The sequence below is a fragment of the Methylophilus sp. QUAN genome (assembly GCF_015354445.1).
Lineage (GTDB): Bacteria > Pseudomonadota > Gammaproteobacteria > Burkholderiales > Methylophilaceae > Methylophilus.
This window is the reverse complement of record NZ_JADKYT010000001.1, coordinates 41,404-55,447: the sequence shown is the minus strand read 5'-3', so window position 1 is coordinate 55,447 and position 14,044 is coordinate 41,404. Positions and strand designations below refer to the sequence as shown.

General features: G+C 50.4%; 11 protein-coding genes. 9 read left to right on the top strand and 2 right to left on the bottom strand.

Annotated elements, in window-relative coordinates:
- Positions 1 to 149 precede the first annotated feature (149 nt).
- From aroQ to INP79_RS00225, 5 genes are all read left to right on the top strand, one after another.
- Positions 150 to 587: a type II 3-dehydroquinate dehydratase gene (gene aroQ / locus INP79_RS00245; RefSeq protein ID WP_194752471.1), complete on the top strand. Its 438-nt coding sequence runs from the start codon at positions 150 to 152 to the stop codon at positions 585 to 587.
- A 32-nt stretch (positions 588 to 619) separates the two neighbouring features.
- Positions 620 to 1,078 carry an acetyl-CoA carboxylase biotin carboxyl carrier protein gene (accB, locus tag INP79_RS00240; protein WP_194752470.1) on the top strand — a complete coding sequence of 153 codons (459 nt, stop codon included), beginning with the start codon at positions 620 to 622 and terminating at the stop codon, positions 1,076 to 1,078.
- Positions 1,079 to 1,202: 124 nt separating this feature from the next.
- On the top strand, positions 1,203 to 2,552 hold the full coding sequence (accC, locus tag INP79_RS00235) for an acetyl-CoA carboxylase biotin carboxylase subunit (protein WP_194752469.1): 1,350 nt from the start codon (positions 1,203 to 1,205) through the stop codon (positions 2,550 to 2,552).
- Positions 2,553 to 2,554: 2 nt separating this feature from the next.
- Positions 2,555 to 3,457, top strand: a complete 903-nt coding sequence (gene prmA / locus INP79_RS00230) for a 50S ribosomal protein L11 methyltransferase (RefSeq protein ID WP_194752468.1) — start codon at positions 2,555 to 2,557, stop codon at positions 3,455 to 3,457.
- On the top strand, positions 3,448 to 4,317 hold the full coding sequence (locus INP79_RS00225) for a DUF3426 domain-containing protein (RefSeq protein ID WP_194752467.1): 870 nt from the start codon (positions 3,448 to 3,450) through the stop codon (positions 4,315 to 4,317). The genes prmA and INP79_RS00225 overlap by 10 nt, the downstream gene beginning before the upstream one ends.
- 25 nt (positions 4,318 to 4,342) lie before the next feature.
- Here the strand turns inward: INP79_RS00225 and INP79_RS00220 are convergent, their stop codons facing one another.
- Positions 4,343 to 5,233, bottom strand: a complete 891-nt coding sequence (locus INP79_RS00220) for a hydrogen peroxide-inducible genes activator (protein ID WP_194752466.1) — start codon at positions 5,231 to 5,233, stop codon at positions 4,343 to 4,345.
- A gap of 346 nt (positions 5,234 to 5,579) precedes the next feature.
- On the opposite strand from INP79_RS00220, the gene katG reads away from it, so the two are divergent.
- From katG to mutY, 4 genes are all read left to right on the top strand, one after another.
- A complete protein-coding gene (gene katG / locus INP79_RS00215) occupies positions 5,580 to 7,763 on the top strand; it encodes a catalase/peroxidase HPI (RefSeq protein WP_194752465.1) in 2,184 nt (727 codons plus the stop codon).
- An 870-nt stretch (positions 7,764 to 8,633) separates the two neighbouring features.
- Positions 8,634 to 9,437: an undecaprenyl-diphosphate phosphatase gene (locus INP79_RS00210; RefSeq protein ID WP_194752464.1), complete on the top strand. Its 804-nt coding sequence runs from the start codon at positions 8,634 to 8,636 to the stop codon at positions 9,435 to 9,437.
- A 19-nt stretch (positions 9,438 to 9,456) separates the two neighbouring features.
- Positions 9,457 to 12,147, top strand: coding sequence for an AsmA family protein (locus tag INP79_RS00205; RefSeq protein ID WP_194752463.1), 2,691 nt, complete (start codon positions 9,457 to 9,459; stop codon positions 12,145 to 12,147).
- A 2-nt stretch (positions 12,148 to 12,149) separates the two neighbouring features.
- Positions 12,150 to 13,187, top strand: coding sequence for an A/G-specific adenine glycosylase (mutY, locus tag INP79_RS00200; protein ID WP_194752462.1), 1,038 nt, complete (start codon positions 12,150 to 12,152; stop codon positions 13,185 to 13,187).
- 8 nt (positions 13,188 to 13,195) lie between these two features.
- Here mutY and INP79_RS00195 read toward each other — a convergent pair whose 3' ends face one another.
- Entirely contained in the window at positions 13,196 to 13,618 is a 423-nt protein-coding gene (locus INP79_RS00195; RefSeq protein ID WP_370583198.1) for a hypothetical protein, read from the bottom strand.
- Positions 13,619 to 14,044: the final 426 nt, after the last annotated feature.

The following is a 14,044-nucleotide window of genomic DNA, read 5'->3' as shown; positions in this document are numbered from 1 at the left end:
TCTGTTCGCTACAAAACCACTTCAATTGTCGGCTAAATTAGCGACTTTCAATTTTCTTTAAACTGCGAATTCCGCTGGACAAAATGCAATAACTTCGGCAAACTTCGACGCCATGAAGGTTGTACTTTTCTCCATGAGAGGCGTGTGAAATGGGCACCAAATCCATCCTGGTGATTCACGGACCCAATTTAAATATGCTGGGCACCCGTGAGCCGCAGCATTATGGCAGTCAAACACTGGCAGACATTAATCAACGTTTGCAAGATTTGGCGCGCGCTGATCAGGTGCGTCTGGATACTTTTCAAAGTAATTCTGAAGCCGAGATCATTGAGAAAATACACGCACTTTCCGTGAACCGCGTCGATTATGTCATCATTAATCCGGCTGCATTCACACATACCTCCGTGGCCATTCGTGATGCTATTTCTGCGGTCAAGGTGCCGTTTATTGAAGTGCATTTGTCGAATGTGCATGCGCGAGAGTCATTCCGTCATCATTCTTATTTCAGCGATATTGCAACCGCAGTCATTTGCGGTTTGGGCGCAGAGGGATACTTCGCTGCTTATCGTTACATCCAACAACTCTAATAAACATTAAAACATTTACATTCGAGGCTTTTATGGATTTACGTAAACTCAAAAAATTGATTGATCTGGTCGAGGAATCGGGGATTTCCGAGCTGGAACTGACCGAGGGCGAAGAAAAAGTACGTATCAGCCGTGCCATGGCACCAGGCGTTGCACCGGTCGCACAATATGTCGCTGCCCCAGCGCCCGTGGCAGCAGCACCGGCACCTGCAGCAGCGGCCACAGCCCCTGCGGCTGCCCCAGCGGAAGCGCTGGATGGCAAAGTGGTTAAATCACCAATGGTGGGTACGTTCTACCGCGCGTCTTCACCTGATGCCAAAGCCTTTGTCGACGTTGGCAGCAGTGTCAGCACTGGCGATACTTTGTGCATTATCGAGGCGATGAAGCTGCTCAATGAAATTGAGAGCGAGTTCTCTGGCACGATTAAAAAGATTTTTGTTGAAAACGGTCAGCCTGTCGAATACGGCGAACCCCTGTTCCTGATTGGTTAATCACTATGTTTGAGAAAATCCTGATTGCCAACCGCGGTGACCAGCTGCCTGCAGGCAGCGCAGCAACGAAGTTAAATTGCGTCGTGGCTGCAAGCCACGCGGCTATTGAGACGCGGAGTTAATAATGTTTGAGAAGATACTGATTGCCAACCGCGGCGAAATAGCCTTGCGTGTGCAGCGCGCTTGTCGTGAGTTGGGGATTAAAACGGTAGCGGTGCACTCTGAGGCCGACCGTGATGCTAAATATGTCAAATTGGCCGATGAGTCTGTGTGTATTGGCCCTGCGCCGTCAGCTAAAAGTTACCTGAATATTCCAGCAGTGATTAGTGCTGCAGAGGTGACTGATGCGCAGGCGATTCACCCTGGTTATGGCTTTTTGTCGGAAAACGCAGATTTTGCCGAGCGTGTAGAACAAAGTGGTTTTGTGTTCATCGGCCCGCGTGCCGAAACCATCCGTTTAATGGGTGACAAGGTTTCCGCTAAAGATGCCATGAAAAAAGCGGGCGTGCCTTGTGTGCCAGGTTCTGATGGCGCCTTGAATGACGATCCGGCCGAAATCATAAAAACGGCTAAACGTATTGGCTATCCTGTCATTATTAAAGCAGCGGGTGGCGGTGGCGGTCGTGGTATGCGTGTGGTGCATACCGAAGCGGCGTTGCTCAATGCCGTGAATATGACTAAAGCCGAAGCACAAACGGCCTTTGGTAACCCCATGGTTTACATGGAAAAGTTCCTCGAAAATCCGCGCCATATTGAAATCCAGATCTTGGCTGACCAGCATGGTAACGCGGTTTACCTGGGTGACCGTGACTGCTCTATGCAGCGTCGTCACCAGAAAATCATTGAAGAAGCACCTTCGCCACTGTTAACGGATAGAATCCGTGACAAGATTGGTGAGCGTTGTGCAGAGGCTTGCCGCAAGATTAAATACCGTGGCGCAGGTACTTTTGAGTTTTTGTACGAAAATGGCGAGTTCTATTTCATTGAAATGAACACACGTTTGCAGGTGGAGCATACCGTGACCGAAATGATCACCGGTATCGACCTGGTGCAACAGCAGATCTTTATTGCTGCCGGCCAAAAATTACCGTTCCGCCAGCGCGATATCGTGTTGAATGGCCATGCCATTGAGTGCCGTATTAACGCTGAAGACCCGTACACTTTCGTGCCTTCACCAGGCTTTATCAATCGCTTTCATATGCCTGGCGGCCCTGGTGTGCGCATGGATACCCATGTTTATGGCGGTTATACCGTGCCCCCGCATTATGACTCCATGATCGGCAAGCTGATCACGCATGGCGCGACTCGCGAACAGGCGATTGCCAGAATGCGCGTGGCCTTGTCTGAGATGTATGTTGAAGGCATTAAAACCAATACTGCGCTGCATTCTGACCTGATGGCCGATTTGGCCTTCCAGCAAGGCGGTACCAGCATTCACTACCTGGAGCAGAAGCTGGGTATCAGCTCGAAATAATTTTGCATTGGCTGTTACTTAAAATTCAATCGACTGAGCCGCAGGCAGAGGCGCTCAGCGATGTGCTCATGGAACATGGTGCATTGTCTGTCAGCATCGAAGATGCGCACGCTGACACAATGGCCGAGCAGGCCATTTTTGGCGAACCTGGCGATCCGCCGCCGGGTATCTGGGAACAGAATATCGTCACTGCCATGCTGGATGCCGGGGCAGATGTGCAAGCCTTGCTGGCCAATGTGCAATCTGACTTGCAACTGGATGGCTTGAAATACCAGTTGGAGCAGATCGAGGAGCAGGACTGGGTGCGTGCGACACAGGCCCAGTTTGACCCCATTCGTGTCACCGATGACTTGTGGATTGTGCCTTCATGGCATCAGGCGCCAAATGCCGATGCGATCAATATTGTGCTGGATCCTGGCCTGGCCTTTGGTACCGGTAGTCATCCAACCACGCATTTATGCCTGAGCTGGCTGGCGCAATTGCCCAAGCCGTTGCTGGCTGGTGCCAATGTACTGGATTACGGTTGCGGATCTGGTATTTTGGCCATCGCCGCTAAAAAACTGGGCGCACAAAGTGCAACAGGTGTGGATATTGATACGCAAGCCGTGATTGCCAGTCGCGATAATGCGGCGAATAATCAGGTCGATGCGATTTTTTATGACTCGGCAGATTACTTGCACGAGCCATTTGATATTGTGGTGGCCAATATTCTTTCCAGTGCGCTGATGGTATTGGCGCCCGTGATTGCCGCATCTTGCAAAAGTGGCGGCAAAGTTGCATTATCCGGCATATTGGATAGCCAGCAGGATATCTTGTTGGCACATTACGCAGAGTGGTTTGAAATGGATGCCCCCATCCAGCAAGATGGATGGGTCTTGCTGACGGGAACCAGAAAATGTCCTTGATTACGGCCTGCCCGGCCTGCCAAACACAATTCGAAGTTACGGATGAGCAACTGCAAGCCTACGCAGGCAAAGTGCGTTGTGGCGAATGTGACCATGTGTTTGATGCCCGCTCACATTTGCTGGATGCGCCTGTTTCAGCCTCAACAGAGGCAACCTTAGCTGAAGCAAATACTACAGAAGCCACCAGCGATGCAGCGGTTTATTTCAAGGTGAGTGCCGAAGCAGCCAATGCCGACGTGCCCGCGGCGGTGCCTGATTTACCTTTGCCTGATATGGTTTCCCCAGACTTTAGCGCTGACACAGACACTGATCCTGAGCCGCTTATTCCTGCATTCTTGCGCGACGTTTCTCTGGCCGATGAGCGCCCTGCTGTTATTGAAACGCCAGCCAGCCAGCGCCTGTTTATTGGGTTATCAGGCCTGCTAGCGCTATTAATTGTATGGCAATGGATATACTTCACACGCACCAGCCTGGCGGCCAATTACCCACCTGCCAAGCCGCTGTTGCAGGCCATGTGCCAGTCATTGCATTGTGAGGTGAGTCTGCCACGTGACCTTGCGCAGTTAACCATAGACGATGCCGATATCCAGGAACATAAAGAGCGTCAGGGCGTACTCATTTTTTCCAGCGTGCTGATGAATCATGGCACGGTTGCGCAGGCTTACCCCAAAGTAGAGCTGACCCTGACCAATATGGCAGATGAACCGGTATTGCGTAAAATCCTTGAGCCTGCAGCTTACTTACCTGCCTCGGTCAAGGTTGCTGAAGGCCTGCCGCCACAGCAAGAGCAGGCCGTCAAAGCTTTGCTCGGTGTCGATGAAAAACTAGTCACCGGTTTTCGCGTCGCCATCGCCTACTAGCTTGCTATCCCGTAGCACATGGCATTTATGCCTGCGCTTTACCAACTTCTGCCATCACTTGTCCAAGCACCTCAATAGCGGCGGTGCGTACAAAGCTTTTCCGCCAGGCTAAGGCAATGCGTCGGCTAGGCGCCGGTTTGCTAAACGGGATGACCCGAATCAGCGGATTTTGATAGCGCGATACGGTTGCCATGGCCGGTAATACCGTGATGCCCAGGTTGGAGGCCACCATATTGCGTATGGTCTCCAGCGAGTTCCCTTGTAATACCTCCCCTTTGCGGCTCAACTCCGGGCAAGCCTGCGTCACCTGGTTGCTAAAACAATGGCCAGTATTCAACAGCAGCACTTTCTCGTTACTTAACTCATCCGCATGAATGGTCTTGCGCGTCGCCCATGGGTGGCTCACCGGCACCACGACATTAAAATCTTCATCGTAAAGCGGGATGGTTTCAATGCCAGGCACATCAAACGGCAAAGCAATGACGGCAGCATCAATGACACCATTTTTGAGTTGCTGCTCCAGGGTGGCGGTAATATTTTCTTCCACCTCCAGCGGCATATGTGGCGCCGTTTTTATCAATGGTGGAATGATTTCCGGCAGCAAGTAAGGCCCTACCGAGTGAATCATGCCCAGTTTAAACAGGCCATTGAGCGGGTCGTTGCCATGTTTAGCCATGTCTTTGATTTTGGCCGCCTGCTCCAGCACGATATTCGCTTGAGCAATAATTTGCTCGCCGATCTCGGTGGGTGTGACCTCATTACGATTGCGTTCAAACAATGACACGCCTAATTCCTCTTCCAGCTTTTTAATGCCCAGGCTCAGGGCGGGCTGGGTGACAAAACATTTTTCGGCGGCGCGGCGAAAATTACGTTCTTGTGCCACGGCTAACACAAACTTCAATTCAATCAGGGTCATGGCGGTGCTCTTATAAGGTGATGGCTGATAGTGTAATTCTATTAATTTTATTAATCAATAATATCAAAACATACAATTATACAAATTAATATCGGTTGCCTAGAATGCAAGTCATGTACTCATTCGTGCTTCATTCATAAGGAGAAAACATGTTGGCCTGGCTGTATACCGAACCCCCTGATTTGCAGGAAACATTGGCGGCTTACGCTGCCTGCTTTTAATCAGCGACAAGATCGCTATGATCGTTGGGACGATGAACTATTATCGCAATAAGTAAGAAGTAGTATATTGATCATCTGGCCATTTCTGGTGTCTGGATGACCATAATCAAAAAAGGAGCTTAAAGATGGAGAATAAACAACACACGACCGGCAAGTGTCCTTTTAGCCACGGGGCCATTACTGCTAGCGGTCAATCCAATACCAATTGGTGGCCTAATGCATTAAATCTGGATATCTTGCATCAGCATGACCGTAAAACTAATCCTCTGGGGGAGGCTTTTAATTATCGTGAGGCTGTCGCGACCCTTGATGTGGCGGCTGTGAAGAAAGATTTGCATGCTTTAATGATCAACAGCCAGGCGTGGTGGCCAGCTGATTGGGGTCATTACGGTGGCTTAATGATCCGCCTGACCTGGCACGCAGCCGGGACTTACCGTGTGGCAGATGGCCGCGGCGGTGCAGGAACCGGTAACCAGCGCTTTGCGCCACTTAATAGCTGGCCAGATAACGTCAACCTAGATAAGGCGCGCCGCCTGTTATGGCCTGTGAAGAAAAAATATGGCAACAAACTGTCCTGGGCAGATTTGATCGCCCTCGCCGGCACTATCGCTTATGAGTCCATGGGCCTCAAAACCTTTGGTTTTGCCTTTGGTCGTGAAGATATCTGGCATCCGGAAAAAGACATTTACTGGGGTAACGAAAAAGAATGGCTGGCCAAAACCGGTAGCGAAGGTAATCGTTATTCCGGCCAGCGCGATCTCGAAAACCCGCTGGCGGCGGTGATGATGGGCCTGATTTATGTCAACCCTGAAGGGGTAGATGGCAACCCTGACCCATTAAGAACAGCGCACGATATCCGTGAAACTTTTGCCCGCATGGCCATGAATGATGAAGAAACCGTGGCATTGACGGCAGGGGGGCACACTGTAGGTAAGGCACACGGCAACGGCCAGGCCAGTAATCTTGGCGCCGATCCTGAAGCTGCCGATGTGCATGAGCAAGGCCTGGGTTGGAATAACCATACGACACGCGGTGTTGGCCGTGACTCAGTGACTAGCGGTATTGAAGGCGCCTGGACCACGCATCCGACGCGCTGGGATAACGGCTATTTTGCCATGCTGTTTAACCACGAATGGACGCTTAGCAAGAGCCCGGCGGGTGCCTGGCAGTGGGAGCCTGTGAGCATCAAGGAGGAAGACAAACCGGTCGATGTCGAAGATCCTAGCATCCGTTATAACCCGATTATGACCGATGCTGACATGGCCATGATTAAAGACCCGGCTTACCGCCAGATCTCGGAACGTTTCCGCGATGACCAGGCGTATTTCTCCGAGGTGTTTGCCCGCGCCTGGTTCAAGCTGACACACCGCGACATGGGGCCAAAAGCCCGTTATATTGGCCCGGATGTGCCGCAAGAAGACCTGATCTGGCAAGACCCGGTGCCTGTCGGCAATGCGCTGAGCGAGGCGGATGTCGCTGCTTTGAAAGCGCAAATCCTGGGTAGCGGCCTGACGACGGCTGAACTGGTTGCTACCGCCTGGGACAGCGCGCGCACTTTCCGTGCGTCGGATTATCGTGGCGGTGCCAATGGTGCACGTATTCGCCTGGCGCCACAAAAAGACTGGGTAGGCAATGAGCCCGTCCGCTTACAAAAAGTGTTGGCTGTTCTGCAAGCGATTCAGCAAGCGTTTGGCAAACCAGTCAGTCTGGCCGACCTGATTGTGCTGGCAGGCACTGCCGCAGTTGAGCAGGCAGCCAAGGCGGCAGGTGTTGAGGTGAAAGTACCATTTACTACAGGCCGTGGCGATGCGACTGCCGAGCAGACCGATGCGGAGTCTTTTGATGTGCTGGAGCCAGTACATGATGGTTACCGCAACTGGCTGAAAGCGGACTATGTGCCCAGTCCGGAAGATATGTTGCTGGACCGTACGCAACTGATGGGTCTGACCGCACCGGAAATGACGGTGTTGATCGGTGGCCTGCGTGTGCTGGATACCAATCACGGTGGCAGCAGGCACGGCGTGTTTACCGATAGGCCAGGTGTGCTCAGTAACGACTTCTTTGTTAACCTGACTGACATGCGTTATACATGGGTGCCAACAGGGCAAAACCTGTATGAAGTGCGTGACCGCAGCACCGGTGCAGTGAAGTGGACTGCTACACGTGTGGACTTGGTGTTTGGTTCTAATTCCATACTGCGAGCTTATGCAGAGCTGTATGCACAAGACGATGCCAAACAGAAGTTTGTGCAGGATTTTGTGGCTGCTTGGACGAAAGTCATGAATGCGGATCGGTTTGATCTGAAGTAATTACTATTTTTGTAAAGCGAAAGCGCCTTGAGAAATCGAGGCGCTTTTTTATTTGTTGGAATCAGGCGGGAAGGTAATTCTTTGGAGCTGCTGTTTTTTAGGGGTGGTAAGGTTGCTTTTCGCCTTTTTGGCGAGTTACTTTTCTTTGCTTGCACAAAGAACAAGTAACCAAAAGAAAGTGCACCCCAACTTCCGCTTGTTCCTTGTGCTACTCGGTTTGCCGGGCGGCCATCGAAACTCGCCCTGACAAGCCACACAAGACGTGGCTTGTTGCGGAGCTCAAACAGCCGATGGCCGAATACTCCCGTCAACCCTGCGTTGCTCGGCGCGGCAGATGGGGACCCCGAACACCCAATGAACGCAACGGCAAGTGATTTTAAGAAATGAATCTGGTTTTCTAACCCTTCAAACTGAAGTAATGCAGGTTAGTTGAGATAAATCCCATTCCATCACGCTGAGTAGCGGAGACAAAACAAGAAGGAAGGGAGCGACTGTTTGAGTTCCGCGGCAGCTTGTGTAGTGTGCAAGCTGCTAGGGCGAGTTTCGTGACCGCTTGTTTTGTTGAGCAACGCAAGGGAGCCTTTAGGCCGTGGTGGCTGGGTGCCCTCTTCTTTGGTTACTTTCTGGGGGGCAAGCACCAGAAAGTGACTCGCCAACAAGGCGAAAGAGAGTAAATCAATGAAGAACAACCTTTTGTTCAAATCTGGTATCGCATGGATCCCAGTCACGTCGGAATGGCACAGATAACCGTATACATTCCGCTAAGTCACCAAACGCTAAATTTATGACTAAATATTTCAGGGTATGACTGATCCTGCTAATTTTCCCAACACTCCGCAAGTCCTTTGCAGTGTCTGCTAGAATACAGCCATGGATATTTATTTGATGCTGAAGGCCGTGATCATGGGCCTGGTCGAAGGCGCGACCGAGTTTATTCCTGTCAGTAGTACTGGACATCTGATCATTACCGGAGAGTGGCTGGATTTTCTCTCTAAAGATAAACGCGATGTGTTTGAAATCATTATCCAGCTGGGCGCGATCCTGGCGGTCTGCGTGGAGTATCGCCAGCGTCTCTGGAATACGGTGCAGCGTATTCAAACCGACACCAACGCTCAACATTTTGTACGCAACCTGATTATTGCCTTTTTACCTGCTGCGCTGATTGGCCTGGCATTTCATCATCAGATTAAAGAACATTTGTTTTCCTCATTCACGGTGGGTATTGCGCTGGTCGTTGGTGGCATACTGATTTTACTGATTGAAAAATTTGCGCCAGCAGGCAAAACGAGCGATGTTGACCAGATCACGGCCAAGCAAGCATTACAGATTGGCTTTGCCCAGTCGCTGGCCTTGTTCCCCGGCATGTCACGTTCAGGGGCTACCATCTTGGGTGGTATGTGTTTTGGCCTGAGCCGTCAGACCGCGACCGAGTTTTCATTCTTTCTGGCGTTGCCGATTATGTTTGCGGCGACCGGGCTGGATTTATACCAGGCGCGTGATTTGTTGTCTGCTGATGATGCGCTGATCTTTTTAATCGGCTTTGTGGTCTCATTTTTGTCTGCGCTGGTGGTGATTCGTGCGTTGATCCGTTTCGTGGCCCAGCATTCATTTGCGGTGTTTGCCTGGTATCGCATCGTATTTGGTATTCTGATATTGGCCTTTTTTGCACATTAATCTGTTTAAGGTGTGATTCATGAATCGTGCACTGTTTAAAAAAATTGCGTTTGGCATCGCTGCTATCCTGGCGCTGTTGCTATTGGTGGTGGTTTACCTGGCGGTGACCTTCAATCCTAATGATTACAAGCCAACCGTGATTCAGTTGGTAAAAGACAAAAAACAGCGCACGCTGGATATCAAAGGTGACATCAAGCTCAGCTTCTGGCCAAAAATTGGTGCTGATCTGGGCGAGATTACCTTGTCCGAGCATCAATCTGACAAACAGTTTGCTGCGATTAAAAGCGCCAAAGTGGCGCTGGCGGTATTGCCACTGCTCAAAAAAGAAATCGTGGTGGATACCGTTTACCTAGATGGCGCGCAGGTCAATGTGATTCAGCATGCCGATGGCAGCTTCAACTTTGATGATTTGCTGAGCAAGGAAGAGGAAGAGTCACAGCAGATTAATTTTGATGTGCAAGGCGTCAAAATCACTAACACCCAGGCCAGTTTTAGCAATGAAGGCACCGGGGCTAAATATAGTGTAGACCAGTTTAATCTGACCACCGGTCAGGTGGCGTTGAAAAAGCCGTTTGATGTGGCGACAGATTTTCACCTGGCGGCTAACCAGCCTGCTATCGATGCTAAAGCGGCGCTCAAGGTCAATATCATGGCTGACCCGGAAGGTAAGCATTTTGTTGTGAAAGGCTTAGACGCACAATTAAAGGGTGCGCTGCTGGATGGGCAGGACGTCACAGTCACTGCGCAAGGCTCGGTTGATGTGGATGCGGCGAAAACGGCATTGGATGTATCTGGCCTGAAACTGGCCATGCAAGGCAACTTTAAAGGTGCTCAGCGCGATGTCAGCGTGCAAGCCCCTGCCTTGAAAGTGAATCCAACGTTGATCAGTAGCGACAAAGTATTGCTGTCACTCAAGCAGAAAGATGCCAACGGCGATGTGGACTTGGCCGTAGTACTGGCTGAATTAAAGGGGAATCAACAGGCAGTAGAAAGCAAAGGCATTACAGCGGATATTAATGTCAATGCAGGTGCACGCAAAGTAGAAGGCCACTTCGCATCCCCGGTAAAAGCTAATCTGACCGACCTGGTTTTTGAAGTACCTGCGTTGGCTGGCAAGTTTGATATTAAAGACCCGGCTTTGCCTAATGGTGCCATGCAGGGCCAGTTCAAGCTGGCAGCCAATGCCAATGTGAAGCAAGAGCAGGTTAAAACCACCTTTGACTTAGCGCTGGCGGAAACCAAACTGAATGGTGATGTGAGTGTGGCCGGTTTCAGTACGCCGCATATTGGTTTCAAGCTGCATGCTGATACTCTGAACTTGAACGCACTGCTCGGCAATGCTAGTGGTAAAAAAGACGTTGCAGCGAGCAGCACTAAAGCCAGCACCAAAGCAGATAAACCTGCTGACCTGAGTGCGTTAAAAACCTTGTTCCTTGATGGCAGCATCAATATCGGCAAGATTTTATACAGTCCTTATACCTTGAGTGGCCTCAATGTTGGCATCAAAGCCGATGGACAAAAGCTCGCCTTGCAAGGCCTGGATGTCAAACTGGATGACACGCGTATTCAGGGCAATGTCGGCGTGAGCCAGTTCAGCAAGCCTTTATATACATTTGACCTCAATATAGACAAGCTGGATTTGAATCGCTACTTGCCGCAATCGACGGCCAGCGCCAGCGAAAGCAAGCCTGCTGAGAAAGCCGCCGATAAGGCTGAGCAACCGATTGATTTGTCTGCCTTGAAAGCATTGAATGCGCAGGGCAGTATTCGTGTGGGCTGGTTGAAATATGGCAAAACAGAAGCTAAAAACCTCAATATCGGTTTAAAAGCACAAGATGGTCTGGCTAGCCTGGATCCGCTCAATGTGGATGTCTATCAGGGCACGGTGCGCGGCGCAGTCAAGCTGGATGCGCGCGCGACCCCTGCGGTGGCGATTCAGCAAAGCCTGCAAAATATCGCCGTCGGCCCGTTGCTGGTCGACACTATTAATAATGACATGCTGTCTGGCAACGGTAACTTGAATTTGAATGTGACAGCGCAAGGTAATACGGTGACGGCGCTAAAAAAGTCACTGGGCGGCTCGGTTGATTTGCGTATGGCCGAAGGCGCCGTGAAAGGCTTTGATCTGGCTGGCGCGATCCGGGATGCCAAGGGCAAGCTGAATGTGCTCAAAGGCCAGTCTAATGCCGATGCAGATAAAGGCAAAAAAACAGACTTTAGTGAGTTGACGGCAACGTTTAATATCAAAAATGGCGTTGCACACAATGACGACCTGGCCATGAAGGCGCCAGTCTTCCGCCTGACCAAAGGTGAGAGTAAAGGCGATATCGATATCGGCAAAGAGCAGATTAACTATGTAGCCAAGCCAACGCTGGTCAATTCGCTCAAAGGCCAAGGTGGTAAAGATGCCGAACAGCTAGGTAGCATAGGGGTGCCGGTTAAAATCACCGGTACTTTTGCAGCGCCTAAATTTGGTATCGATATGGCCGCGTTGGGGCAAGCATTGGCGAAATCCGTGGCACTGGATGCGATTACCGACAAACTTGGCGGCACGAAGGCCGACGCTTTAAAAGGATTGCTCAATGGCAAATCATCTAGCGATAGTGCGAGTGGTGATGCCGCCAAATCCGAAAGCGGGACAACAACAGAGCCTGCCAAGCCTGCCGACCAGCTCAAACAAAAGGCTTTGAAAAAGCTGTTGAACTTCTAGCTGTGAGTGTGTTTGCTGAAAAATTAATCGCCTGGCAACAGGCGTATGGCCGCCATGATTTGCCGTGGCAACAAACGCGTGATCCTTACGCCGTGTGGGTGTCTGAAATCATGCTGCAACAAACGCAGGTTTCGGCCGTCATTGGCTACTATGACCGCTTTATGCAGCGTTTTCCCACCATCGCCAGTCTGGCCGAGGCTGAGCAGGACGAGGTGATGCGTCATTGGAGCGGTTTGGGCTATTATTCCCGCGCACGTAACCTGCATCATGCTGCGCAGACGATTATGCGTGAGCATAGTGGTATTTTTCCAACAGATTTCGATACCATCCAGACACTTAAAGGCATAGGCCGCTCAACGGCTGCCGCGATTAGTGTATTCGCTTTTAATCAGCGCCAGACCATTTTAGATGGCAATGTTAAACGTGTGCTGGCCAGGTTGTATGCGGTAGATGGCTGGCCAGGTTTGCCCGAGGTTGAAAAGAAACTCTGGCAAATCGCGGAAGGCTTGTTGCCTGACGCAGGCTTGCCAGCCTATGTGCAAGGCTTAATGGATTTTGGTGCGACTTTGTGCACACGCAGCAAGCCACGTTGCGATAGCTGCCCTATGCAGAGCCAATGTCAGGCCTATCAGCAACAACGCGTGGCTCAACTGCCTGCTTCTAAACCTCGCAAAGCATTGCCAGAAAAACAAGTCACCATGCTCATGATTGTGGATGCTGGCGAGATTTTGCTGGAACGGCGACCCAATCAGGGCATCTGGGGCGGTCTATGGAGCCTGCCTGAATTATCGTCTACCCAAATAGCGGTGCCGCATGTACAGGATAGGCTGGGCTTGGAAACAGAGTCACTGGAAGTGTTGCCGGTGTTATGGCATACCTTTACTCACTTCAAGCTAGAGATTACGCCGCAACCATTACAACTGACCGGGCGACGACCTGCCCTCCCGCCTAATATGCAGTGGTTGACATTTTCTGATGCGATTTCAGCAGCGCTGCCAACGCCGGTGCGCACGCTCATTAAAGCGTTCAAACAGCCTTGAGAGGTTAATTAGATATTGGCGAGTCGAAAAACGTGGCTTGCCAACTCTGCCTGATTGATCTTAAGGTGTTTTAGTAAAGACGTTGCACTGTCAGGCTTGACCAGTGCTTTGGTATAAATCACTGGTAATTCAAAAATAGCAATTTCTCGTTCAACAATATTCAGGTTCGTATGCGCAGAGCCTTGAATCACATCCATGAGTTTGTCATAAACATTGTCCGTGACGCGGGTATAAGGGAATAAAATCCAGAAGTCAGTGCCTTCCCTACCGACCAAGTCTGACCGTCTAAACGAGCGCTGCAAATCATGTGTCAAGGACGATAGCTGACGTAAAGCCTCAGGCGCACCGTAAGCCTCGCCCAGGCTGTTATCGTCGCCATAAGCAATTCTGACTAACGCGACGTTAAAGTCATCAGAGTGTCTGATCAGCACTTGGCAAATCCAGTCTAATGTATCTATAAAACGACTACACAACTGAATGTCAGAAATCATGAGAAGCCCCGGTTAGAATGTGCATATAAAAGAATACAGTCCAAAGAAAGACACTGTTAGACATTGCTATGCTAGCAGAAACTTTTAGATAAATTCAGTTTGAACAGCTTGATAAAACCACTCCTTTTCATAACCTTGCAATTGACTGAACTAGTCAGACTGTTGCAATTCTGCAACAAATCAAACTTGCGCTAAGCAATTTGACGTATTCACTTGCGCCGCAACCCCTGCATTTGCAAAAATTGCTCTGACCTTGTTGGAAATGCTTTAAGTGATTCCGCAGGAGTTATCGAGGTTGAGCGTTTTAAGCGCTCGATCCTTAAAAGGCAATATCCTTACACAAGTTGTGAAAACAACATTTTTGGA